Raw genomic sequence first — 26,360 nt, 5'->3', positions numbered from 1 at the left:
TGTGAGAGGCGGGGGCGCCGTGAGCGGGCCGCCTGCCGTGCACGAGCTGATCGCCGAGCTGGAGACGGCGGGGATCAGGCTGTGGGAGGACGATGGACGGCTGCGGTTCCGCGCGCCGAAGGGCGCGCTGACGCCCGAGCGGCGCGCGGCGGTCCAGGCCGTCAAGGGGGAACTCCTGGAAATTCTGCGGCGCGAGGCGGCGGCGGAGGTGCTGACGGCCGATCCGGCGGGGCGCTTCGAGCCGTTCCCGCTGACGGACGTGCAGCAGGCCTATCTGCTGGGGCGCAACGACGCGTTCGGGTACGGCGGGGTCGCCTGTCACGGGTACGTGGAGGTGACCTTCGCCGAACTGGACCCGGTGCGGGCGCAGGCGGCGTGGCGGGCGCTGATCGAGCGGCACGACATGCTGCGGGCCGTGGTGCACGCCGACGGCTACCAGCAGGTGCTGCCGGAGGTGCCCGACTACGAGATCCGGGTGACGGACCTGCGCGGGGTGGATCCCGGGGCGGCGATCGCGGCGATCCGCGAGGAGATGGGGCACACCGTCTACCCGGCGGGGGCGTGGCCGCTGTTCGAGCTGCGGATCACGCTGACGGACGAGGGCGCGGTCCTGCACGCCTCCATTGATCTTCTTATTTCTGACTATGTCAGCATTCAGGTGCTTTTGAGGGAGTTTCAGGGGTTGCATGATGATCCGGAGGCGGGGCTGCCCGCCGTACCGGTGAGTTTCCGTGACTGTGTGCTGGCGCTGCGGGCGCGGCGGGAGAGCACCCGCTACGAGCGTGATCGCGCCTACTGGCAGGCCCGGCTGGACGACCTGCCCGCCGCGCCCGAACTGCCCGAGTTGCCCGCGCTGAGCGGTGGGCCTGGGCGGTTCCGGCGGTGGGAGAGCGTGGTCGGGGCCGAGGTCTGGGCCGCGGTGCGGGAGCGGGCCTCCGGGCAGGGGGTTACGGCGTCGCAGGCCGTACTGGCCGCCTACGCCGAGGTCGTCGGCCGGTGGAGCCGCCGTCCGCGCTTCACGCTCAACCTCACCCTCCTCGACCGGCCCGAGCTGCACCCCGGCATCGGCGGGGTGGTCGGCGACTTCACCTCGCTCAACCTCCTGGCCGTCGACACCACGCCCGGCGCCCCGTTCGGCGAGCGTGCCAGGGCCGTCGGCCAGCAGCTCTTCGACGACCTGGAGCATCGGCGGCACACCGGCATCGAGGTCATCAGGGAGCTGGCCAGGCGGCGGGGAAGGGCCGCCAGCCTGATGCCGGTCGTGTTCACCAGCGCCATCGGGCTCGGCCAGGACGAGGCGGAGCGCGGGCGGCCCGGCTACGGCATCAGCCAGACACCTCAGGTGTGGATCGACTGCCAGGTCAAGGAACACCGGGGCGAACTGCTGGTCAACTGGGACGTCCGCGAGGGGATCCTGCCGGACGGGGTGGTGGACGACATGTTCGCCGCGTTCATCGGCCTGCTGCCGCGGCTGGCCGCGCCGGAGACCTGGGCGGCGTACTCGCCCGTGGACCTGCCCCCGGCCCAGCGCCGGCGGCGGGACGAGGCGAACGCCACCGCGGCCCCGCTGCCCGACGGCCTGCTCCACGAGCCGTTCCTGCGCCAGGCCGCCCAGGCGCCCGGCCGGACCGCCGTGATCACTCCGGCGGAGCGGGTGACCTACGGCGAACTGCTGCGCAGGGCCGCCGAGGTGGCCGGGGCGCTGAGGGAACGCGGCCTGACACCGGGCGAGACCGTGGCGGTGGCCATGGACAAGGGCGTCGAGCAGGTGGCCGCCGTCATCGGCACGCTCCTGGCGGGCGGCGTCTACCTGCCCCTCGACACCACCCAGCCCCAGGCCCGCCGCGACCGGATCCTCGCCGACGCCGGAGCCCGCCTGGTCCTGCTCCCCACCGAAACCACCGCGACCACCGAAACCACCGAAACCACCGCGACCACCGCGACCACCGAAACCACCGCTGTCACAGGAAACACCAGCCTCACTGAGGACAACGGCGTTGTCGTGAACACCCCGGGTGATCCCGATGACGCCGCCTACGTGATCTACACCTCCGGCTCCACCGGCACGCCCAAGGGTGTCGTGGTCAGCCACCGGGCCGCCCGCAACACCCTCGACGACATCACCGCCCGCTTCGGCGTCCACGAGGAAGACCGCGTCCTGGGCCTGGCCGCGCTCGGCTTCGACCTGTCCGTCTACGACGTCTTCGGCACGCTGGCCACCGGCGCCGCCCTCGTGCTGCCCGACCCGGCCCGCAGGGGCGACCCCGCGCACTGGGCCGCGTGTATCGCCGAGCACGGCGTGACCGTGTGGAACTCGGTGCCCGCCCAGCTCCAGATGCTCCAGCACTACCTGGACGCCGAGCCCGCGCTCGACCTGCCGTCCCTGAGGCTCGGGCTGCTGTCCGGCGACTGGATCCCGCTCACCCTCCCCGGCCTGGTACGCGGCCGGCTGCTCGGATTCCGCCTCATCAGCCTGGGCGGCGCCACCGAGGCGGCCGTCTGGTCGATCTTCCACCCGATCGACGGCGAACCGCCGGGCTGGCCCAGCGTCCCGTACGGCAGGCCGCTGGCCAACCAGAGCTTCCACGTCCTCGACCCGGCGATGCGACCGTGCCCCGACTGGGTGCCGGGCGAGCTGTACATCGGCGGCGCCGGACTCGCGCTCGGCTACCGGGCCGACGAGGCGAGAACGGCCGAGCGGTTCGTCCACCACGGCGGCGAGCGCCTCTACCGGACCGGCGACCTGGGCCGCTACCGGCCCGACGGGAACATCGAGTTCCTGGGCCGCGAGGACCTCCAGGTCAAGGTCCGTGGCCACCGCATCGAGCTGGCCGAGGTGGAGGCGGCGCTGCTGGCCCACCCGTCGCTGGCCGCCGCGGCCGTCATCGCCGACGGCGACGGGCCGATGGAGCGCCGCCTGCTGGGATTCGCGCAGGCCGTACGGAAGCAGGACGACGAGCAGGCGTCGCTGCCCGCCCCGCCCGCAGCCGAGCGGGTGGACACCGGCGCGGTGGTCGAGGTGGCCGCCACGCTGGAGGAGATCGCCATGACCGCGATGGCCGCCGCGCTGCGCACGGCCGGCCTGTTCGACGACCAGGGCACAGGCGGGCAGGGTGCGGGCCATGATGTGAGGGAGGTGCTGGAGCGGGCCGGGGTCGTTCCCCGGCACCACGGGCTGATCCGGCGCTGGCTGGCCGCGCTGCACGAGCGCGGCCGCCTGGACCTGGACCCGGTGACCGGCCGCTACCACCGCCTGCGCGAAGGCCCAGCCCTGGACACGGCCTGGCGGCGGGTCGAGGAGCTCACCGAGGACCTCGACTACGGCGACGAGCTGATCGCCTTCCTCAAGCAGGGCACCGCCCGCCTGCCCGAGCTGATGCGGGGCGAACTGGAGGCCAGGGACCTGCTCTTCCCCGAGGCCGCCACCCGCACCGCCGAGGGCGCCTACCGCGACAACGTCCTGAGCCGCTACGTCAACGGCGTGGCCAGGCACGTCCTCGGCCATCTTGCCGGCGAGCACGCGCAGCGCGGGAGGGGAGCGCTGCGCGTGCTCGAGGTGGGCGCGGGCGTGGGCGGCACCAGCGCCGAGCTCATCCCCGAGCTGGCGGGACACGAGGTGGACTACCTGTTCACCGACCTGTCCCGCTTCTTCCTGGACGAGGCGGCCGAGCGTTTCGCCGAGCACCCGTGGGTCCGCTACGGGATCTTCGACCTGAACGCCGACCACCGCGCCCAGGGGCTGGCGCCGAACGCGTTCGAGGTCGTGGTGGCGGCGAACGTCCTGCACAACGCGCACGACCGGGCCGCGGTCCTGGCCCGCTTCCGCGAACTGCTCACACCGGGCGGCTGGCTGGTGTTCATCGAGACCACGCGCGACCACGCGCAGATCATGGCCTCGATGGAGTTCCTCATGGACCCGCACGACCGGCCCAGGACGTTCACCACCCGCGAGGAGTGGCTGGCACTGCTCGAAGAGGCCGGCGCCACCGCCTACGCCTGCCTGCCCGGCCGGGACGAGCCGCTGGCGGCACTCGGGCAGTGCGTGTTCGCCGCCCGCTTCCCGGCCGACCGCGCCGTGGTCGATCTGGCGGAGTTGCGCGGGTTCCTGGCCGAGCGGCTGCCCGAGTACATGATCCCGGCCACCGTCCAGGTCGTCGACACGCTGCCGCTGACCGGCAACGGCAAGCTCGACCGGGCCGCGCTGGCCGCCCTCGTGCCCGGCCGTGCCGGGCCGTCGGCCGCCGCGGGCGAGGCGCCGCGCGACGAGCTGGAGCGCGGCCTCGCCGCCCTGTGGGCGGAGGTGCTCGGCCTGCCCGAGGTCGGCCGCGACCAGGACTTCTTCCTGCTCGGCGGAGACTCGCTGCTGGTCACCAAGCTGGCCGGGCGGATCAGGGAGACGCTCGCGCCCGGCCTCTACTGGGACAGCCTGGTCAGGCGGCTCATCAACCAGCCGACCGTGGCGGCGCTGGCCGTACACCTGAGGGAGGAACAGGAGGATCGGGAGCGCGGCACGACGGCGGCCTCGCCGCTGGTCAGGCTGGCGGAGGGGAGCGGTGCGACCCGCGTGCTGGTCCACGACGGCTCCGGCACGCTGGCCCCCTACCGCGCGCTGATCCGCGAACTCGGCGACGGCGCGCCCCTCGTCGGGGTTGCCGTCGCCGACCTCGCCGGATACCTGGAACTGGACCCGGCCACCGCCGTCGGGACGCTCGCCGCCGCCTACGCCCGCCACCTGCTCAAGGACGGCGCCACCCGCTTCGAGGTGATCGGCTACTGCATGGGCGGCCTGATCGCCACCGAGCTGGCCCGCCACCTCACCGAGAGCGGCGCGCGCGTCGAGCGCCTCACCGTGATCAGCAGCTCCCGCTTCCCCTACCGGGTCGAGGACGATCTCATGATCGAGTACGGCTTCGCTCAGGCCAGTGGCATTGACCCGGCCCGGCTGGGCTACCCGCCACTCGACCTGGCCGGGGCCCTGCGCGAGGTGCTGGCCGGCTCGCCCGGCCTGGTCGGGCAGGGCGCGCTGGCCGGGCTGGGCGGGGAGACCGGCCGCTCCTTCGCCGCCCTGGCCGCCACGCCCCGCGAGGAGCGTGTGGCCGCCCTGTCCCGCGAGGCGGGCACGGACGTGGACGGCGCGCTGCGCGTCTTCCGCCAGAGCTTCGCCGCCGTCACCCGTTACGACCCCGAGCCGTACGCGGGCGACCTGACCTTCCTGCGCCAGCGCGGCGTCACGAACCTGGTGCCCACTCTGCAGGACGACATGACCGCCTTCTGGCGCGAGCTGTGCCTGGGCCGCCTGACCGTCGAGGACGTCGACGGCGACCACTTCACCTGCCTCGACCCCGCCCACGCCGCCGCCGTCGCCCGCAGGATCGCCCGGTGATCGGCGTGCTGGGCGCATCGGGCGCCGTCGGCCGTACCGTCGCCGCCCTGCTGGACGACCACGAGGTCCGCCGGGGCAGCAGGTCGGGCGGCACCGACGCCTACGACCCGGACGCGCTGGCCGCCTTCTGCACGGGCTGCCGCGTCGTGGTCAACTGCGCGGGCCCCTCGCACCGGCTGGGCGACCGCGTCGCGCGGGCCGCCTTCGCGGCGGGCGCGGACTACGTCGACGCCGCCGGCGACGACCCGTTGCACGACCTGCTCACCCGATCCGGTACGGCCGGCCGCACCGCGATCGTGTCCGCCGGAATGCTGCCCGGCCTGTCCGGCCTGCTCCCGCGCCTGCTGGCCGAGCCGGGCACGGCCGCCCGCCTGGACGTCTTCACCGGCGGCCGCGACCGCCTCACCCCGGCCGCGGCCGAGGACGTCCTGCTGTCCGGCGGGTACGGGGAGGCGCTGGCCGCCTGGCGCGGCGGTGTACGGGTCTCGCGGGCGCTGAGCCCGGCCGAGGAGGTGGAGCTGCCGTACTTCCCCGAGCGGGTGAACCTGCACCCCTACCTGACCACCGAGGCGGAACGGGTGGCCCGCCGGCTCGGGGTGGGGGAGTCGCGCTGGTACACGGTGACCTCGCGGGAGCGGGTGCTGGCCCTCGCGCAGGGATCGGCCGCCGACCTGGAGCGGGCCGCGGCTCTCGAACTTGCGGGACGTACACCGTACTATGTCATGCTTTTTCAAGGGAGTGATGCTCAGGGGGGCATCCGCACTCTCGCCCTGCGCACCACGGACACCTCCGCGCTCACCGCGGCCGTCGCGGCACACGCGGCGCGCACGGTCCTGGCCGGCGGGCCGGGACCGGGCACGCACTACGCGGCGGACGTGCTCGATCCCGCGGCCGTGCTGAGCGCGATCGCGCCCGTGGCCCAGGCCGAGCTGAGCACGACGGTCGCGCCCCTGGACCCGCACGCTCCGCCGATCGAGGAGGGCGAGCTGTGAAGCGGATCGTGGTCTGCGGCACCACGTTCGGCCAGGTCTACCTGGACGCGCTGCGCGAAGGGCCGTTCGAGCTGACCGGCATCCTGGCCAAGGGCAGCGCCAGGTCGGCCGCCCGCGCCCGCGAGCACGGCGTCCCGCTGCTGACCCGCCCCGGCCAGGTTCCCGAGGTGGCCGACGCCGCCTGCGTCGTCGTGCGCTCGGGCGTGGTCGGCGGCGACGGCACGGAGCTGACCGCGGCGCTGCTCGAACAGGGCGTGCACGTGCTCCAGGAGCACCCCGTGCACCCCGACGAGCTGGCCCGCGTCCTGCGCGCCGCCAGGTCGGCCGGGGTCGTGCACCACCTCAACACCCTCTACCCGCACCTGGAGCCGGTCCGCCGCTTCGTCGAGGCCGCCCGCAGGCTGCGCGCCCTCCAGCAGCCGCTGTACGTGGACGCGGCCTGCAGCGTCCACGTCGCCTACGCCCTGCTCGACATCCTCGGGCAGGCGCTCGGCTCGCCGCGCCCCTGGTCGTTCGCCGCGGCCACGCCAGGCGCGCCGTTCACCAGCGTGAGCGGCAGCTTCGGCGGCGTGCCGCTCACACTGCGCGTGCAGAACCAGATCGCCCCCAACGACCCCGACGCCCACCTGCACCTGCTGCACCGGATCACGCTCGGCGCCGAGGGCGGCAGCCTCACGCTGGTCAACACCCACGGCCCGCTGGTGTGGAGCCCCCGCATGTACGTCGGCCGCGAGGACGACGGCCGCTTCGCCACCGGCGGCCCCGGCCTGGAACTGCCCAGCGCCACCGTGCTCGGGCCCGCCGAGGCGCCCGCCTTCCGCGACGTCGTCACCCGCCTGTGGCCGGAGGGGGTACGGCGGGCGCTGACCGGCCTGCACGACGCCGTCACCGGCGACGGCGACCCCCTGAGCCAGGGCCAGTACCACCTGACGCTGGGCCGCGTCTGGCTCGACCTGACCAGGACCATCGGCCGCCCCGACCTGCTCACGCAGGAACCGCCCAGGCCGCTGGCCGCCGAGGAGATCGCATGAACCCCTTCCACTGCTACGACGTCCGCCCCGGCGCCGCGCTGCGCGTGTTCTGCTTCCCGCACGCCGGAGGCGGCGCCGCCTTCTTCCGGCTCTGGCATCGCGGCTCGCCCGGGGCCGAGGTGCGCGCCGTGCAGTACCCGGGCAGGGCCGACCGGTCCGGCGAGCCGTTCGCCGAGAGCGTCGCCCTGCTGGCCAAGCAGGTCGCCGAGGCGATGACGCCGCTGCTCGACCGGCCCGCCGTGCTCTTCGGGCACAGCCTCGGCGCGCTCATCGCCTACGAGAGCGCCCGCGAGCTGCGCGCCCGCGGCCGCGGCGTCGCCGCCCTGGTCGTCTCCGGACGGCACGCCGCCCACGAACGGGTGGCCGTCGGCGCCCACCTGGGTTCCGACGACGAGCTGGCCGCCGAGCTGGGCAGGCTGGGCGGCTCCGACCCGGAACTGCTGGAGGATCCGGTGATCAGGGAGCTGGTGTTGCCGGCCGTACGCCATGACTACCGGCTGGAGGAGACCTACCGGCACCGCCACGACGCCCCGCTCGACTGCCCCGTCCTCGCCCTCGTCGGCGCGGACGACCCCGAGGTGAGCGCCGAGCAGGCCGCGCGCTGGGCCGAGCTGACCAGCGGCGGCTTCACCCTGCGCACCCTGCCCGGCGACCACTTCTACCTGCAGGACCGGCGGGAGGACGTCATGCGGGCCATGCTCGCCGCCGCGCCGCCGTCCACTCCTTGAGGAGCACCACCATGATCGAGAACGAGCTCATGCGCATTCTCACCGGCGGGTGGGTGGCGCAGGCGACCAACGTCGCGGCCAGGCTCGGCATCCCCGACGCGCTGGCCGACGGCCCGCGCACCGCCGCGGACCTGGCCGAGGCCCTGCAGGTGCACCCGGGCGCCCTCACCCGGCTGCTGCGCCTGCTGGCGGCGGCCGGGATCCTGGAGGGGCGCGGCGAGCGCTTCGCGCTGACCGAGATGGGCGCCCTGCTGCGCCGCGACCAGCTCGGCCCGCTGGCCGCCCTGTACGCCTCGGACTACTTCACCGCCTCCTGGGCCGCGCTGGAGAGCAACGTCACCACCGGCGAGCAGGGCTTCCACCACGTGTACGGCCGGCCCGTCTTCGACTACCTGGCGGACGAGCCGGACAAGGCGGCCGAGTTCAACGCCGGCATGGCGGCCGGGACCCTGTACTTCCGCCGCGTCCCGGAGAAGCACGACTTCACCGGCGCCCGCACCGTGGTCGACCTGGCGGGAGGCACCGGCGCCCTGCTGGCCGAGGTGCTGCGTGCCGTACCGGAGGCCCGCGGCGTGCTGTTCGACGTGCCCGAGGTGATCGCCACGGCCGGGCCGCACCTGGAAGGCGTGCTGGAGCGCTGCGAACTGGTGGCCGGCGACCTGTTCGCCGCCGTGCCCGACGGCGGCGACGTCTACATGCTCTCCCGCGTCCTGCACGACTGGGACGACGAGCAGTGCGCCGCCATCCTCGCCAACTGCGCCAAGGCCATGCCGCCCGGCGCCCGGCTGCTCGTCATCGAGCGCGTGGCCGGCGCCGACGCCCTGCTGCCCGCCGCCTTCGACCTCCACATGATGGTCATGACCGACGGCCGCGAACGCACCCTGCCCGAGTACCGCGCCCTGCTCGGCCAGGCCGGGCTGACCATCGAGTACGTCACCGAGCTGCCCCTGGGCATGAGCCTGCTGAACGCCGTCATGGAGACCACGTGAACCGACTGCTGCCCGTCCTGGCCGGCCTCTACTTCGCCCAGGGCGTGCCCGTGGGCTTCTCCCTCGTCGCCCTGCCCGCGATCCTCTACGGCGCCGGCGTCGGGCTCGGCCAGCTGGGCATGCTGGGCGTGCTCATCATGCCGTGGGCGCTGAAGTTCCTGTGGGCGCCGCAGATCGACAACCGCACGCCGCCGGTGCGGTTAGGCGCGGGCCGGCGGGCGGGCTGGGTCCTGACCTGCCAGCTGGCCGCCGTTCCCGCGGCCGCGGTCCTGCTCGCGGTCGACCCGGTGCGCGACTTCACCTGGCTGCTGGCCGTACTGTTCGTGCTCAACATCCTGTTCGCCACCCAGGACATCGCCACCGACGCCCTCGCCGTCACCCGGCTGGCCGGACGCGGATGGCTGAGCGCCAACGCCGTCCAGGGCGGCGCGTTCTCCGTCGGCCTGGTGGCGGGCGGCAGCGGCACCCTGCTGGCCTACGCGCTGCTCGGCTGGCCCGGCACGGTCGCCTGCCTGGTGCTGCTGCTCCTGGCCGGACTCGCGCCGCTGTGGCTGTCGCGCGCCCACTTCGGCGCCGACGCGGGGGAGCCGGCCGCCGAGCGCGCCTCCATCCGCCGCTTCCTGCGCCGCCAGGGCTCCTGGGGGCTGCTGGCCCTGTCGGCGGCCTACAAGCTGCCGCTCATGATGGGCTACGGGCTGGTCAGCAGCCTCTTGGTTCACCAGGGGGCCTCGTACACCACGATCTCGGTGACGGCGGCGACCGCCGTCACGGCCGTCTCGATCGCCGGGGCCGTGGTCGCGCCCAGGCTGACGGTGAAGCTCGGCTTCCACCGGTACCTGTTCACCGCGCTGGCGCTGTCGGCGGTGGTGTGGCTGGGGCTCGGCGCCTGGCTCCTGCTGGCCGGGGACGGCATCGTGGTGCCGATCGTCGCCCAGGCGCTCGGCTACCTGTTCGTGACGTCCGCGGCGGTCACCGTGTACGCCCTGTTCATGGCCGTGTCCGACCAGGGCCAGGCCGGGACCGACTACACGCTGCTCTACTGCGCCGAGGCCTTCGGCAACGCCGCGGCCGGCGGCCTGGCCGGGGCGATCGCGGGAGCGCTCGGCTTCGGGCCCACCTTCATGATCGCCGGGGCCCTGGGGCTGCTGCTCCTGCCGGTCCTCGTCCCCGCCTTCCGGCGCCTGCGCCGGCCCGCCGAGGAGCTCACCACCGCCACCCCCTAAGGCACCTATGCCCCAAGGCGCGCCACACCCCAGCATGGACGACATGACCGACATCAGGCTCGTCCAGCGGCGAACCCTCGTCGTCCTGCTCTTCTCCCAGGTCATCGGCACCATCGTCATGGGTGTCCTCAGCCCCGTCCTGCCTCTGCTCGCCGAGCAGATGACCGGATCGCAGACGCTCGCGGGACTCTCCCAGGCGCTCGTCACCTCCGGGGCGATGGTGTTCACGATCGTGCTGGCCGCCCTCGCGGTACGGCACGGCCGCCGCGCCGGCATCGCCACCGGCTCCCTGCTGAGCGGGGCCGGGGTGCTGCTGATCGTGCCCGGCCACCACCTTGACGCCTTCCCCCTGTTCCTGGCCGGCTGCCTGCTGGCCGGCGGCGGCATCGCGGCCGGGCTGCAGGCCCGCTTCGCCGCCACCGACCTGGCGCAACGGCCGGGCCGGGCGCTCGGCCTGCTGCAGTGGGCCTCGCTGGCCGGAGGCGTGGCCGGGCCGCTGCTCATCCCGCTCGCCGACCGGGTCATCCCGGGACTGCCGCCGATGACCGGGATGTTCGTCGTGACCGCCGTGCTGCTCGTCCTCGGGGCCCTGGTCGTCGCGCTGGGGTTGCGCCCCGACCCGCTCAGCCTGGTCGCCGCGCCGGAACGGATCCCCCTGCGGAGCGCGGTGCGCACCGTCCTCGCCATCCCGGCCGCCCGGCACGGCCTGGTGGGCCTGGTGACCGTGCACGCCGTCATGATCGCGCTCATGAACATGGCCGGCATCCACCTGTACCACCGCGGCGCCGGCCTCCAGGTGATCGGCGTCGTCGTGAGCTTCCACGTGGCCGCGATGTTCCTGCCTGGACCGCTGGCCGGCCTGCTGGCCGACCGCATCGGGCCCGGACGGCTCCTGGCGGCGGGACTGCTGCTGCAGGTGGCCGCGGCCGTCGTGCTGCAGTCGGGAGACGGGCCGGTCCTCGTCGGAACCGGGCTCGTGCTGCTGGGCGCGGGCTGGTCGGCCGGGTTCATCGCCGGGTCGATCGTGCTGACCACGGCCATCCCGGTGCCGCGCCGCCCAATGGCCCAGGGCGCCTCCGACTTCCTCATGCAGCTGACCGCCGCCGCCGGGGCGCTGGCCGCCGGGACGATCGTGTCGTGGCTCGGGTACGCCGGGCTGGCCAGAACCGCCGGGGTGATCGTGCTGGCGGTGCTGGCCGGGCCGTACGTGGTCAGGCTGCTGCGACGCGGCGGCGCCGGGGCGGAGGAGCCCGAGGACAGCCTCACCCAGCGCTAGAGGATGGCCGGGGAGTGGCTAGGATCGGCGCCATGGTGGCGACGGGAGGCCGGCCGGGCGTACACGGGGCGAGAAGCCGGCCGTGATGGCGTTCAGCAGGCGTGCCCGCTGGACGGCCGCCGTCCTTTCCCGCTTCCATCACCCGGCCCAGGTCGTGGTGACCTCCTTCGGCCTGCTCGTGCTCGCCGGGACGTTCCTGCTCATGCAGCCGATCTCCACCGTCGGCGCCGACGCCACCGCGGTCGAGGCGCTGTTCACCGCCACCTCCGCGGTCACCGTCACCGGCCTGGCCATCGTGGACACCCAGTCGCACTGGTCGGTCTTCGGCGAGGTGGTCATCGCCGGGCTCGTGCAGGTGGGCGGCCTCGGCATCATGACGTTCGCGACCCTGTTCGCGGTGATCGTCGGCCGCCGCGTGGGCCTGCGCTTCCGGCTGCTCGCCCAGGCCGAGACCAGCATGCTGAGCGTCGCCGACGTGCGCTCGATCGCGCGCCGCGTGGTCGTCTTCAGCCTCACCTGCGAGGCGGTCTTCGCCGCCGTCCTCGCCGGGCGCTGGATGATCGGGTACGGCGAGTCGTTCGGCCAGGCCGCCTACTACGGCGTCTTCCACAGCATCATGGCCTTCAACCACGCCGGATTCGCCCTGTGGCCCGACAGCCTGACCAGGTTCGTGGCCGACCCGTGGATCAGCCTGACCGCCTCGGCCGCCGTCATCGTCGGCGGGCTCGGCTTCCCGGTGGTCTTCGAGCTCATGCGCACCTGGCGGCGTCCCGGCTCGTGGTCCATCATGACGAGGCTGACCGTCTGGATCTCGCTGGCGCTGCTGGCGATCGGCACGCTGTTCCTGCTGGTGGCCGAGTGGGACAACCCGAAGACGTTCGGCCCGCTGGATGACGGCGGCAAGCTGCTGGCCGCCTTCTTCGCCTCCACCATGACCCGCTCGGCCGGGCTCAACTCGGTCGACATCGGCCAGATGGAGACCTCCAGCCTGCTGGTCAGCGACGTCCTCATGTTCATCGGCGGCGCCAGCGCCAGCACCGCGGGCGGCATCAGGGTCACCACCTTCGGCGTGCTCGCGTTCGTCATCTGGGCCGAGCTGCGCGGCGAGCCGAGGGTCAACATCGGCCACCGCCGGGTGCCCGACTCCGTGCAGCGTCAGGCCATCGCCATCAGCCTGCTCAGCGTCGCCGTCGTCGTGGTCGCCACGTACGTGCTGCTGGTGATCAGCCCGTTCGCCCTCGACCAGGTGCTCTTCGAGGTGATCTCGGCCTTCACCACGACGGGCCTGTCCACCGGCATCACCGCGCAGTTCTCGCCCGCCGGACAGATCGTCCTGACCCTGCTCATGTTCATGGGCAGGACGGGCACGCTCACCCTGGGGACCGCCCTGGCCATGCAGGAGCGCACCCGACGCTACGAACTCCCGGAGGAGAGGGTTCTCGTTGGCTGACAAGAACAGCGACCCGGTGGTGGTGATCGGCCTCGGCCGCTTCGGCACCGCCATCGCGCTGGAGCTCACCCGGCGCGGCACCGAGGTGCTGGCCATCGACAACCGGCCCAAGGTCGGGCAGTCGCTGGCCGGGCGCATCACCCACATCGCCACCGCCGACGCCACCGACATGGAGACGCTGAACCAGCTCGGCGTCCCCGACTTCTACCGCGCGGTCGTGGCCATCGGCGGCGACCTGGAGGCCAGCATCCTCACCACCTCGCTGCTGGCCGAGCTGGAGATCGACGACATCTGGGCCAAGGCCGTCAGCGAGCAGCACGGCCAGATCCTGCGCCGCATCGGCGCCCACCACGTGGTCTTCCCCGAGCACGACATGGGCGAGCGCGTCGCCCACCTGGTCAGCGGCCGGATGCTCGACTACATGCAGGTCGACGAGAACTTCGCGCTCATCAAGAGCAGGCCGCCGAAGGAGTACACCGGCGTCCCGCTCGGCCGCTCCAGCCTGCGCAAGAAGTACGGCGTGACCGTCGTCGCGGTCAAGAGCGAGAACGAGGAGTTCACCTACGCCACCGCCGAGACCGAACTCGTCTACAGCGACGTGGTGCTGGTGTCGGGCCGCACCGAGGACGTCGAACGGTTCGCCGAACTACCGTAAACGCCAGTATCCCTCCCCGCTGCCGCGACGGAACATGAGTCGGCCGACCACCGGGCGTCAGACGTAGGGGGATCGCGTGCGCGCAGACGGATCGCTGCCCAGTTATGCCCAGCTCTTCGGACAGCTCGACTTCCGGGAGGGGGAGGAGGCGCGGACCGTCAGCTCGCCCGCGGCCTACCTGGTCGAGCTCTTCCGGCTCATGGAAGGCGCCTTCGGCCGCGTCCCGATCCTGGACCGGCGACCCGACCTGGGCGAGATCCCGCTGGACGCGGGCAACACCTTCACCCCGGTCCCGTACCTCGACATCGTCAACCGGGTGCTGGAGCGCCTGGTCGAGGGCAAGCCGCCGTACGAGGAACTGCTGGACCGGCGCCACCCCCTGGCGCTGCCGTTCTCGATCGACCACGAGCGGGTGAAGAACCACCTGCGCCACCTCGGGGTGGACCCGGTCGAGTTCGCGCGGCTGTTCACCGGCGCCGCCGGTCACAGTCTCGCCGCCCGGCTCCACCTCGGGCTGTCCGCCGAGGATGTCGAGGTCATCATCACGCCGGTCACCGGCGCGAACGGGGTCAAGGGGCTGTACGGGCTGGGGAACCGGGATCCGGTCGCGAACCTGCACGAGCCCGAGCGCTTCCGGCGCGCGCTCGGGCTCGGCACCGCCGAACTCGGGGAACTGCTGGGGCTGCCCGGGACGCGGGTCTCGGCCGACGCCACCCGGACCCGGCTGCTGTGGGACGGGGCGGAGGGGGCCCTGCCGGTCGAGTGGCTGGATCTGGTGAACCGGTTCGTGCGGCTGGCCCGCCGTACCGGATGGACGTTGACGGACCTCGACCTGGCGCTGCGGACCTGCAACGAGGCGCGGGTGGACGCGGCGGCGGTGCGCGTCGTCGCGGCGCTCGCCCGCCTGCGCGAGGCGTTCGGGCTCGGCGTCGAGGAGCTCTGCGTCCTGGTGTCGCCCGCCGCGATCCGCACGGAACCCCGCGAGGAGTACGCGGCGGGCGCGGCGCTGGCCGGGCTCGGAGCATGGACCGGGGACCTGCTGGGCGCGCACAACAAGCAGTACCGGCACGACCTCGCGCACGCCGCCGGCCTGCCGGAGAGCGATCTCACCGAGATCGTCACCCGCTACCGGGCCCGCCACGGCGAAACCGATCCCGGCCCCTTCGACCGGCCGCAGGAGACCTGGCGGGCGCTGACGCTGCCGCACCGGGCCGGTCTGCTGGCCGGCGCGCTGGGCGTCTCCGTCACCGAGCTCTTCGACCTGCTGGACGCCCTCGAAAGCGACCCCGCCCTCGACCGGCACACCGCCTTCCCCGTGCTGAGCGGCCGCGGTCCCGGCACGCAGAACCTCCACCGCGTCCTGGAGGGCGGCGCGCCCGCCGACACGCTCTGGCTGGTCGAGACGCTCCACGCGCTCGCGACCTGGATGCGGGAGACCGGGTTCGGCGGCCGGGAGCTGAAGGACGTGCTCGACGGGCCGCCAGAAGAGGCGGCCGAACGGGAGGCGCTGCTCGCGGCGCTCGCCCAGCGCTTCGCACGGGTCGCGCTGGAGCCCAAGATCTTCGCCGGAGAGCGCTTCGGCGAGCGGGCCGCGCAGGTCGTGCACGACGTGCTCGCCGCCTACGACGACGGCGTGGTCTCCCGCCACGACCCCCGCCTGCTCAAGCTCGACCCGGCCGCCGTACGCGCCGCCGCCTACGACGCCGTCCACGACCTCGCGGTGATCACCAAGGAGGACTTCACCGGGCTCGGCCTGGGCGAGCGGCTGGCCGGGAAGATCTTCGCGAACCTGGTCCTGACCGGCCGCCTGGCCGACGGCGGCCTGCTGGCCGGGCCGGTCGATGACCGGCCCCTGGCCCGCGACTTCGGCGCGCACGCCGAGGCCGTCGCCGCGCTGGCCGAGGCGGGCGGGGGACGGCTGTACCCGTCGGACCTGGCGGGCCTGCCCGGCCTGTCGGAGGCGGAGCGGGCGGAGCTGTACGACAACCTGCTGTTCAACGGCGTCGTCGACGCCGAGGGGAGCGTGCTGGGGCCGGTCGAGGTCAACGCCGGGCTCGGCGACGTGGAGGCGGCCGTGCTCGGGGTCCTGCGCGAGCGGGCCGAGCGGTTCGCCGCCGAGCCCCTCACCGCCGAACTCGGCCTGTACGGCGGGCACGACCCCCTCCCCAGCCTGCGCTTCAACGGCTACCTGGACGAGGACGGCGTCTACGTGGACAAGGCGGCGCTGGCCCGGCTCCGGCCGGCGGACTTCACGCTGGCGCTGGAGTTCTACCCGCACCGGCGGGCCATCCTCGACGCCGTGCAGGGGCAGATCGCGGCGTTCAGGGCGGAGCTGTTCACCTTCACCGCCGATGACTTCGCCCCGGTCGCCGACGAGGCCGTCGCCCGGCGCGTGCTCGGCGCCCTCACCGCCGCGCTGCGAGAGCCTCCGGCGCCCGACGACGGCCTGCCCCTGTGGGTCCTGGACGCCGGGGGCGCGGCTCCGGCGGACGGGCAGCCGGGGTCCACGGCGGCGACCACGGCCGGGTCCACGACGGGGCTCACGGCTGGGTCCACGACAGGGCTCACGGCCGGGTTCACGGCTGGGTTCACGGCTGGGTTCACGGCGGCCGAGGTGGCGACGGCCGGGACGCGGCTGGAGGAGATCCGGGCCGGGCAGCGGCCTTACCGGCTCGATCCGGCCGCGCTGGCGGAGCTGGGGTTCGACGAGGGCGAGCGCGACGGCCTGATCGGGCTGCTCGTCGAGCGGGGCGACCTGGACGACGGGCTGGCCGTACCGCTGGAGCGGCTGGACTTCTTCGGCAACGTGGCCGCGGCGCTCGACTTCACCATCGAGGGCCTGGAGGACTACGCCAAGGACGTGTTCTTCCTGCTGCACACGGCGGCGACGGAAACGGCGGCCGCGATGGCCGAGGTCGGCGCGGCGCTGGCCAGGCAGGCGGGGCGGCAGCGGGCGGCGCTGGCGGACGTGCTCCAGGACGCGCTCGGCGTCCCGGCGGACACCGCGCAGGCGATCTGCGCGGCCGTCGCCGGCGGCATGGACGAGGCGCTCGACATCCTGGTCCCGCCCGCGCTGGAGGGCACGGCCGACACCCGGTTCCGGCTGACGCACCGGCGCGTGCGGCGGTTCGCGCTGCTGGCGGCCAAGCTCGGCCTGGACCCGGCCGAGGTGGCCGTGGCCTTCCACGACCAGGACCTGGTCGGCAAGTTCCCCGAGCCGCTGGTGCTGCCGCCCGGCACCGAGCGCGTCGACGCGCTCCTGGACAGCTCCGACGGCCACGTCTACGTCTTCGTCGGCGACCACTACCTGCTCTACTCCGCCGGCACCCTGGCCAGGACCGACGAGGTGACGCACCCGCTGAGCGAGCTGTCGCCCCGCTTCGCCGGGCTGGACGAGGTGGACGCCGCCTTCGCGCTGCCGGACGGCGAGGAGTGGATCGTCGCCCACGGCCCCGACCGCGTCTCCCGCTCCTTCACCCGCGGGCACGGCAGCACCCGCTGGGTGCCGAGGGAACAGCAGTGGGGCAAGGTCGCGAACGCCTTCGACGACCCGGCCAGGATCGACAGCGCCCACGTGGACGCGGCGGGCCGGGTGCACCTGGTCGCGGGCGGCCAGCGGGTGCGCTACTCGGGCCAGGACTACGGCTTCGCCGACGAGGGCTTCCCGCGTGCCGCCGCGCCCGGGATCGACGCGCAGTTCTACGGCGGCGACGGCCGTACCTACACCTTCACCGGCGGCACCTGGCACGTCACGACCGGGGACGCCGAGCCCGTGAGCCAGGAGGAGCAGGGCGAGGGCACACCGGTGGCAGGGACGTGGGGCCTGGTGCGCAACGCCTTCGACGGCGCCGCCGGCGTCGACGCCGCCTACACCGACCGCGGCAAGGTCTATCTGTTCCGCGGCGACCAGGTGGTGCGCTACACCGACAGCATCGAGAACGACGGCGTCCACGTGGACGACGGCTACCCGCGCCGCGCCGAGGAGCAGTTCGACGCCGCCTTCGCCGACGCCTCCGGCACCCTGCACCGGTTCAGGGACGGCATGGCCGTCTCGGGCGGCGACCGGCCCGTCCCGGCGGCGCAGCGATGGGGCGTGATCGAGCCCGCGCTTCGCGACGGCAGGGTCGACGCGGCCTTCGTCGGCCTGGACGGCAAGACGTACCTGTTCGGCGGCGAGAGGTACATCCGCTACTCCGGCGCCGACTACACCACGATCGACCTCGGCTACCCCCGGCGCGTCGCGGGCGACTGGGGCGGCCTGACGCGGGTCGGCGCGGCGTTCGTCCTGGACGGCAAGACCTACCTGTTCGGCGAAGGCCAGTACGTCCGCTACTCCGGGCGCGACTACACCGTCCCCGACGAGGGCTTCCCCAAGCCGGTGTCGGACAACTGGTGGAACCTGCCCCAGCCGATGGCGGTGGACGCGGTGTTCACCGGCCGCGACAACCTCACCTACCTGTTCTCCGGCGGCCGGTTCGTGGTCCACGACAACAAGCGGCGCTGGTGGTCGGAGCCGCGCGGGCTGCGCGAGCACTGGGACAGCCTGCCGTTCGGCCAGGTCGACGCGGCGTTCGTCGGCATGGACGGCCGCACCTACGTCTTCGGCGAGCGTAGTTACGTGCGCTATTCGAGCGCCGACTACACCCAGGCGGACGACGGCTATCCGGCGCCGGTCGCCTCCTTCTGGGGCAACGTGGACTGCACCCTGGCCAGGACCGGGCGGGTGGACGCGACGCTGGTCACGCAGGTCGTCGAACGGGTCGGCGACGTCGAGACACCGCGCCGCCACACCTACCTGTTCTCCGGCGGGCAGTACGTCCGCTACACCGACGACCGCTTCGACGTCGTGGACGACGGCTACCCGCGCGCCCTGTCGGCGCTGTCCGGCGAGCCGCGTCTGTCCGGCCTGCGGACGCCGCTCGACGGCCTGGACGCCGCCTTCGCCGACCGGCGCAACGTCTACCTCTTCCACGGCGACCGGTGCCACGTCGTCTCGGACACCCTCTACCGCCGCTACGACGGAGTCCCCGTGACCTGCGCCTTCCTGGAGGACGGCGCGATCATGGCCGAGCGGGACGGCGTGTGGCGCCACCTCCCGTCGATCGAGGCGGGGCCGGCGGGAGACGGTGACCTCGCCCGCCCGAGGACGCTGCGCCCGGTCCCCGACGCCTTCCGCGGCGGCCTCGACGCGGTGCTGAACGGTGCCGACGGCACGACGTACCTGTTCAAGGGGACCGCGTGCCTCAACGTCCGGCTGGGCAGGGAGTACCCGCTGGCGGAGGAGTGGGGCCACCCCTATAACCGCATTTATCATGACAACACGGTCGATGCGGCTTTCGTCGGCCGGGACGGGAAGACGTACCTCTTCAGCGGCGACCAGTTCGTCTCCTACAGCGGCGCCGCCACCGTCACCGACGCCGACCCCCAGCCCATCGCCGCCCACTGGGGCGGCCTGACCGGCGTCGCCCTCGCCTACGTCAGGAACGGCACCACCTACCTGTTCGAGAAGCCCGACCAGGGCGGCAAGACGCGCTACCTCGCCTACTCGGGCACGAGCTACGCAGAACCCGACCTCGGCTACCCGGGCACCGCCGACTCCGGCTTCTGGGACGTCCCCGACCACTACCGCGTCGAAGGCCACCCGATCCCCGACGCCGTCCTGTTCCAGGGCCAGACCATGCTCCTGCTGTACGGCGAGCAGTGCGTCCAGTACGACGAGCGCGCCGGCCACTGGTCCTACCCGCGCCCCGTCGAACGCATCTGGCCCGGCTACGACCGCGACCTCGAACCGGGCGACGCCCTGCGCACCGCCTTCACCGCCGCCGACGGCGCCACGTACTTCTTCTTCAAGGAGCACTACACCCGCTACGGCGAGCCGCCCGCCCCCATCCGCGAGCGGTGGGGCAGGTCCCGCAACCCGTTCGTGGCCGCGGGCGGCACGATCGACGCCGCCGTGGTGACCGGCCGCCACACCTACCTGTTCTCCGGCCCCCGCTACGTCCGCTACACCGGCCCCGAGTACCGCTACGCCGACCCCGGCTACCCCAGGCCGATCGCCGGGAACCTGCGCGCCGAGGAGGCCTTCGCCGCCCTGCCCGAGGCGTTCGACGACATCGAGCGCGTGGACGCGGTGCTGGCCAATCCGCGCAACGTCTACGTCTTCGCCGGCGGCGCCTGCCACGTGGCCGCCAGGACGGCGACGGCCGCCGACGGCCTCGGGCAGCTCGGCCGGGTCCGCAACGTCCTGGCCGAGCGGGGCCGGGTGGACGCGGCGCTGGTCAGCGGCGGGCGCACCTACCTGTTCTCCGGCGACCAGTACGTCCGCTACACCGGCACCGCCTTCGCCCACGTGGACGACGGCTATCCGCGCACGATCGCCGCCGGGCTCCCCGGCGAGCTGCCCGGCCTGCGCGACCTGCCGCCGGACTTCCAGGACGGAATCGACGCCGCCTTCGCCGCGCCGGCCGGCGTCCACCTGTTCAAGGGCAGGAACTACCTGGACAAGGGCCGGGTCCGCCCGGTCGCCGGGACGTGGGGCCGGGTGCGCAACGCCTTCACCGGCGCGATAGACGCCGCCTTCGCCACCCCGGCGGGGGAGATCTACGCCTTCCGCGCCGGACAGTACGTCCGCTATGCCCCCGGCGTGCTCGACCAGGTGGAGACGGGCTACCCGCGCACGGTCCAGGACGACTGGGGCGACCTGCCCGGCGCCTTCGAGCGCGGCCCCGACGCCGCCTTCTCCTTCCACGAGCGCACCTACCTGCTCCAGCAGGGCCGCTTCGTCCGCTACTCCGGCCCCGGCTTCGCCGGGATCGACCGCACCTTCCCGCAGGAGGTACGCCACCGCTGGGCCGACGCGGCCGACTACCGGCTGAGCGACCTGCACACGATCGCCGCCTTCGCCCGGCTGGCCGGCTCCCGCCCCGGCCTGGCGGACTTCCTGGAGAAGGGCGGGGCCGACCCGTACACGTTCCTGTCCGGCCTGTTCGGCTGGGACCTCGACGAGGTGCGCTGGGCGCGGCGCAACACCGCGCTCCTGCACGCGGTCACGGCCGAGGAGTCGCGCTTCGAGATCGAGTTCCTGCTGCGCCTGGACACGCTGTTCACCGTCGCCGGGCGCATGGGCACGCCGCCGTCGCGGCTGCACGCCGAGGTCTGGGAGCCGGTGCGCACGGGACGGCTCGGCGCCGCCGGCGACGCGCTGGAACGGCTGCTGGCCCGGCGGCCCGGCTGGGCCACGCTGTCGGCGACCGTGCGCGACGAGCTCAACGTGCTCCGGCGGGACGCGCTCCTGGCCTGCGTCGCGGCGGGCCGTACCCCGAAGGAGCTGTTCGAGCGGTTGCTCATCGACGTTGAGATGGGCGCGGCGGGCAGGACCTCGCCCGTGCGCGAGGCGATCGCGGCCACCCAGCTCTACCTGCATCGCTACCTGCTCGACCTGGAGCGGGTGAGCCTGCCCGCCGGGCGCGAGCCCGAGACCGTCAGGCGGCGGATCAGGACGTGGTGGGCCTGGATGCGCAACTACCGGCTCTGGGAGGCCAACCGCAAGGTCTTCCTGCACCCGGAGAACTACCTGCGGCCCGAGCTGCGCGGCGGCAAGACTCCCGCCTTCCGCGTGCTGGAGGACGAGCTGCTCCAGGGCGAGATCACCGACGACGGGGTACGGCGCGCCTACAAGCGTTACCTGGACGAGTACACCGAGGTCTCGCGGCTGGCCATCGCCGGCGGCTACGTCTACACCGCGGACGGCGCGCTGCCCGGCGAGCGGCGGCTGGTGCTGTTCGGCCGCACGAGGACCGCTCCGATGCGCTACTACTGCCGGACCGCGGAGTTCAGGGACCGCGACCGGCTCTCGGCCACCTGGCAGCCCTGGCAGAAGGCCGGCGTGCAGATCGACGTCGAGAAGGTCTACCCCGTGCACGCCTTCGGCCGGATCTTCGTGTTCTGGCCGGTCGTCGAGACCGTCTCCCCGCCGGTCACCGCGACGACCACCATCGCCGAGGAGACGAAGGACGGCAAGCGGGAGGTGAGCGCGCCGCCGCCCTCCTACCGGATCAGGATCCGCTACTCCTTCTCCAACCTCACCGAGGAGTGGGTCGCGGCGCAGGAGCTGCCGGTCGAGGAACTGCGGGACGAGCCGGTCACCGGGGTGTCCCTGTCCGTGCAGGCCTCGCGTACGGTGCCGGGGCAGGCGGAGGGCGAGCACGACACGATCGTGATCACCTGCTTCTACCAGGCCGGAGGCCTGGCCACGAGTTCGTCCTTCGTGCTCACGCCCGAGCTGTACGCCAGCCGCGCCACCGTGCCGGTCGCGCCACCCCCGAAGGCGGCGGAACCGGTGAACATCTTCGACGAGCAGGTCGCCGCCGAGGGCGTCGTGCCGTTCAACATGCCCATCGGGTCGCAGGACGGCCCGTGGCTGAGCGTCGACCACAAGGGCGGCAGCTTCCTGTGCCGGCCGATCACCGCCGTGCCGGGCGACGAGCCACAGCTCCGGCCGATCGGCTCCGCCCCCGGCGAGCTGCCCTCCTGGAACCGGATCGACGCGGGCTTCGTGACCTCCTCGGGCGACCGCTACTTCTTCGACAACGGCGCCAAGCGCTACACAGTCCTGTCCGGGAACGGCGAGGCGAGCCCGCAGCCCACCTCCGGCCGGTGGGGCGTCGTCGCCACCAACCTGCTCAGAACCGGCGTCGTCGACGCGGTGCTGGTACGCGGCGAGCAGGTCTTCCTCTTCTCCGGCGACCAGTACTACCGCTACACCGGCCGCACGTTCGGCACCCTCGACCCCCGCTACCCCCTGCCGCTGGCGGGCAACATCGAGAACCTCCCGCAGTGGCGCAAGGTCGAAGCCGCCTTCAGCGGCCCCGGCGACACCGAGCACTTCCTGTCGCAGGACGGGTACGCCCGATCCGGCGCGCTCGGCACGCTCATCCCGCTGCCGGGCCGCCGCGCGGAGGCGCCGGTGAAGCGCTTCCTGCGCGCGGTGAGCGGCCGCGACGACACCGACGACCGCGTCGCCTTCACCTTCGGCGGCCGCACGTACGTCTTCGACAACGCGGCCGGCACCTACACCGACGGCGACCGGACCCGCCCGACCCGCGAGCTCGGCCGCGTCGTGACCGCCGTCGACTCGAGCGGCACGGTCGAGTCCGCCCACGTCGAGGGCGACTTCCTCTACCTCACCTCCCAGCTCGAGGTCGTCCGCTACACGCTGCCCGCGGACGGCGGCGTCCCCGAGTACGTCGACGCCGGCTACCCCAAGCCGATCCCGTCGCGGGTCAACGCCGTCTTCCGCCGCTATGTCTTCTCCGGCCCCCTCTACGGCAGGCTCCGCCCCGGCCAGGACCTCGGCACGCTCCGGCCCCTGCTGCCCGTCAGCGAGAACTGGCGCTCGCTGCCCGCCGGCCCGATCTCCGGCGTGCTCGACACCGAGGACCTGCTCTACGTCTTCACCGGCGAGTCCTACGCCGCCTACCCGAAGGGCGTGCCGATCCCGCGCCCGTACGAGTGGGCGGCGCTGCCACACGAGATCGTCCGCCTGACCTCCAGCACCGCCTACGAGCTCAACCGGCGGCTGCTGGCCGGCGGCGTCCCGGCACTGCTCGACCCCGAGACCCAGGAGATCGACGAGCTGCCCGCCTTCAGCGCCGACCCGGACGACGCCTCCACCGCGACCACGATCAAGGTCAAGGGCGAGGTGTTCCCCTCCGGCGTGCCGGCCAGCACGCACCTGGACTTCCAGAGCGCCAACGGCCTGTACTACTGGGAGATCTTCTTCCACGCGCCCATGCTCATCGCGCAGGCGCTCAACGGCGCCCAGAACTTCGAGGAGGCCCGCCGCTGGTACGAATACGTCTTCGACCCCACCGAGCCCGGCGGGCACTGGCGCTTCGTGCCGTTCCTGGCCGCCGACGTGCGCGCGCTCGTCGACGGCTGCCGCGCCGACCTGCGCGAACTCGGCACGCCCGCGGACGCGGTGGCCGCCGAGCTGGAGCCGCACCTGCTCCGCCTGGAACCGCTGCACGAGGCCTTCCTGCAGCACCGCGAGCTCGACGGCCGCGAGCTCGACTTCCTCGCGACCCTGTCCACGGTACGGCCGGCCGTACCGGAGGGCACCACGCCGCAGACCCGTGAGGCGGCGCGGCGGCTGCGCGAGCGGATCGGCATGCTGGGCCGCCTCGGCCGCCAGTACGCGCTCATGGGCGACCGGGGCGCGCTGATGAAGGCCTACATGGACGACCCGTGCGACCCCCACGCCATCGCCGAGCTGCGGCCCTCCGCCTACCGGCGCTGGGTCGTGATGGCCTACGTCGACAACCTGCTCGACTGGGGCGACCTGCTGTTCGGCCGGCACACGGCGGAGAGCGTCGACGAGGCCAGGATGCTCTACGTCTTCGCCCACGACCTGCTCGGCGAGCGCGACTTCGGCTACGGGCCGGGGGCGCCGTCGCCGGCGCTGCCGTACGCGCGGCTGCCGGTGGCACGGAACGGCACGACGCCGGCCGAGCTCACCGCCGGCGGCAGCCTGCTGAAGGAGGCGGGGGAGGTGCACGCGGGCGTGGCGGAGCCGTACTTCCACGTGCCGGAGAACGCCGAGTTCGGCGCGTACTGGACGCGGGTGGAGGATCGGCTGCGCAACATCAGGCGGTCGCTGAACATCCACGGGATCGCTCAGCCGCTGCCGCTGTTCGAGCCGCCCGCCGACGTCATGGCGCTGGTGCGCGGCGCCGCCGCGAACGGCGCGGCCGCCGGGGCCGGGGCGGCGGCGCTCACGGTTCCGGTGCCGCACCACCGCTTCCCCGTGGTGTTCAGGAAGGCGCAGGAGCTGGCCGACAGGCTGCGCCAGTTCGGCGCCGACCTGCTCGGCGCCTTCGAACGGCGGGACGCCGAGGAGCTGGCGCTGCTGCAGAACCGGCAGCAGGGCACGATCCTCGACCTCACCCGCGCGATCAAGGAGGCGGAGGTCGGCATCGCCGCCGAGACCCTGAACGAGCTGGAGGCGGGCAAGGCCGCCGCCAAGGACCGGGCCACCCACTACGAGCGGCTGCTCGCCACCGGGCTCACGCCGACGCAGCGGGCGCAGCTCGACGTCATGGCCGCGGCGGCGGCCATGCACTTCGCCGGCAGCGGGCTGAAGATCGCCGCCGCGCTGGTCTCCGGGGCGCCGCAGGCGCTCGTGGGCCCGTTCATCATGGGCATGGAGTACGGCGGCGACCAGCTCGGCGGCGCGCTCGAACAGACCGCCGAGATCTCCACGACCCTCGGCGAGGGACTCAGCGTGGTCGGCGAGCTGCTCGGGGTCCGCGCCGAGCACGAGAGCGCGAGCGATGACTGGCGCCTGCAGCTCGGCCTGGCCAAGAGCGACCTGACCCAGCTCGGGCACCAGATCGCCGCGGAGAAGCTCAGGCTCGGCGCCGCGCGCCGCGAACTGGAGATCCTCGAACAGGACCTCGCCCACCAGCGGGCCGTGGCGTCCTTCCTCACCGGGAAGTTCGCCGGGGCGCAGCTGTACCAGTGGATGTCCGGGCAACTGGCCGGCATGTACTTCCAGGCCTACCACCTGGCCCACGAGCTGGGCCGCGCCGCCGAGCGCGCCTACTGGTACGAGCAGGGCGGGGAGGGCGAGCCGTACATCCGGCCCGTCTACTGGGACAGCAGGCGCGGCGGCCTGATGGCGGGCGACAGCCTCGCCTTCGACCTGGACCGCCTCGGCAAGGCCTACCTGGACGGCGCCGGCCGCGACCTGGAGATCACCAGGCAGGTGTCCCTGCTCGACCTCGACCCGCTCGCGCTGCTCAGCCTGCGCGACACCGGCAGGTGCGAGTTCTCGCTCGGCGAGGCGATGTTCGACCGCGACTTCCCCGGCCACTACCGGCGGCGCGTGCGCACGATCGCGCTCACCTTCGACGCCGCGGAGCCGGTCAACGCCACCCTCGCCCAGCTGTCCGGGCGTACCGTGCAGGAGCCCGACCCGAAGGCGGTCGCGTACCTGCTCGACCCCAAGGGCGCGCCGCCCGCCACGCTGCGCGCGGACTGGCGGCCCGGCCAGCAGGTCGCGCTGTCGCACGTGCAGCCGGGGACGGAGAACAACGGCCTGTTCGAGCTGCGCTACGACGACGACCGCTACCTGCCCTTCGAGGGCTGTGGCGCGGTGTCCACCTGGCGGCTGGAGCTGTCCGGCCGGCGTCCGGCCGACCTCGCCGACGTCATGATCACCCTGCGCTACACGGCCCTGCCCGGCGGGGAGGTCTTCGCCAACGCGGTCAGGGGCATGCTGCGCCCCTACCCGGCCGCCCGGTTCTTCGACGTGCCCGCCGACTTCCCCGCCGTGTGGGAGGACTTCCTGGCCGATGAGGAGACGCGCGGGCTGACGCTGCCGCTGACGCCGGAGCTGTTCCCCGGGATGAGCGGCCGCCAGATCACCGGCGTCTACGCCCGCTACGACCTCGACGGCGGCGCCGCCCGCTTCCTGGTCAACGGCGACCCGCGCTTCGCGCTGGAGCACGGCAAACCGGTGCGCACCCCGGGCCTCGGCCTCGGCGCGCCCTGGGCGCTGGTGCTGGAGGGCGACAAGAACGCGCTCGCCGGCCTCGGCCTCGTCCTGACCTACCGGGCACTGTAGATCCACCG

The 26,360-nt window shown here is 73.5% G+C and carries 10 protein-coding genes; all 10 read left to right on the top strand.

Annotated features, from left to right (window positions below):
• The first annotated feature begins 19 nt into the window (after positions 1-19).
• The 10 genes from ACIBI5_RS46080 to ACIBI5_RS46035 all read left to right on the top strand — a co-directional run bounded on the left by ACIBI5_RS46080 (position 20) and on the right by ACIBI5_RS46035 (position 26,352).
• A complete protein-coding gene (locus ACIBI5_RS46080; RefSeq protein WP_397256885.1) occupies positions 20-5,383 on the top strand; it encodes an amino acid adenylation domain-containing protein in 5,364 nt (1,787 codons plus the stop codon).
• On the top strand, positions 5,380-6,375 hold the full coding sequence (locus ACIBI5_RS46075; RefSeq protein ID WP_397256883.1) for a saccharopine dehydrogenase: 996 nt from the start codon (positions 5,380-5,382) through the stop codon (positions 6,373-6,375). Before ACIBI5_RS46080 ends, ACIBI5_RS46075 begins: the two co-directional genes overlap by 4 nt.
• Complete coding sequence (locus ACIBI5_RS46070) at positions 6,372-7,406, top strand: Gfo/Idh/MocA family oxidoreductase (RefSeq protein ID WP_397256881.1); 1,035 nt, start codon at positions 6,372-6,374, stop codon at positions 7,404-7,406. The genes ACIBI5_RS46075 and ACIBI5_RS46070 overlap by 4 nt, the downstream gene beginning before the upstream one ends.
• Positions 7,403-8,134 carry a thioesterase II family protein gene (locus tag ACIBI5_RS46065; protein WP_397256879.1) on the top strand — a complete coding sequence of 244 codons (732 nt, stop codon included), beginning with the start codon at positions 7,403-7,405 and terminating at the stop codon, positions 8,132-8,134. The genes ACIBI5_RS46070 and ACIBI5_RS46065 overlap by 4 nt, the downstream gene beginning before the upstream one ends.
• A gap of 11 nt (positions 8,135-8,145) precedes the next feature.
• A complete protein-coding gene (locus ACIBI5_RS46060; protein WP_397256877.1) occupies positions 8,146-9,123 on the top strand; it encodes a methyltransferase in 978 nt (325 codons plus the stop codon).
• Positions 9,120-10,346, top strand: a complete 1,227-nt coding sequence (locus ACIBI5_RS46055) for a hypothetical protein (protein ID WP_397256875.1) — start codon at positions 9,120-9,122, stop codon at positions 10,344-10,346. The genes ACIBI5_RS46060 and ACIBI5_RS46055 overlap by 4 nt, the downstream gene beginning before the upstream one ends.
• Positions 10,347-10,389: 43 nt before the next feature.
• Positions 10,390-11,622, top strand: coding sequence for an MFS transporter (locus ACIBI5_RS46050; protein WP_397256873.1), 1,233 nt, complete (start codon positions 10,390-10,392; stop codon positions 11,620-11,622).
• Positions 11,623-11,707: 85 nt separating this feature from the next.
• Positions 11,708-13,072: a TrkH family potassium uptake protein gene (locus ACIBI5_RS46045; protein WP_397256871.1), complete on the top strand. Its 1,365-nt coding sequence runs from the start codon at positions 11,708-11,710 to the stop codon at positions 13,070-13,072.
• Complete coding sequence (locus ACIBI5_RS46040) at positions 13,065-13,727, top strand: potassium channel family protein (protein WP_397096177.1); 663 nt, start codon at positions 13,065-13,067, stop codon at positions 13,725-13,727. Before ACIBI5_RS46045 ends, ACIBI5_RS46040 begins: the two co-directional genes overlap by 8 nt.
• Before the next feature lie 76 nt (positions 13,728-13,803).
• Positions 13,804-26,352, top strand: coding sequence for a hemopexin repeat-containing protein (locus tag ACIBI5_RS46035; protein WP_397256869.1), 12,549 nt, complete (start codon positions 13,804-13,806; stop codon positions 26,350-26,352).
• Positions 26,353-26,360: the final 8 nt, after the last annotated feature.

It is taken from the genome of Nonomuraea sp. NPDC050540 (genome assembly GCF_044457485.1).
Taxonomy (GTDB): domain Bacteria; phylum Actinomycetota; class Actinomycetes; order Streptosporangiales; family Streptosporangiaceae; genus Nonomuraea.
The sequence above is the reverse complement of the archived record's forward strand: the minus strand, read 5'-3'. Positions and strand labels throughout refer to the sequence as shown.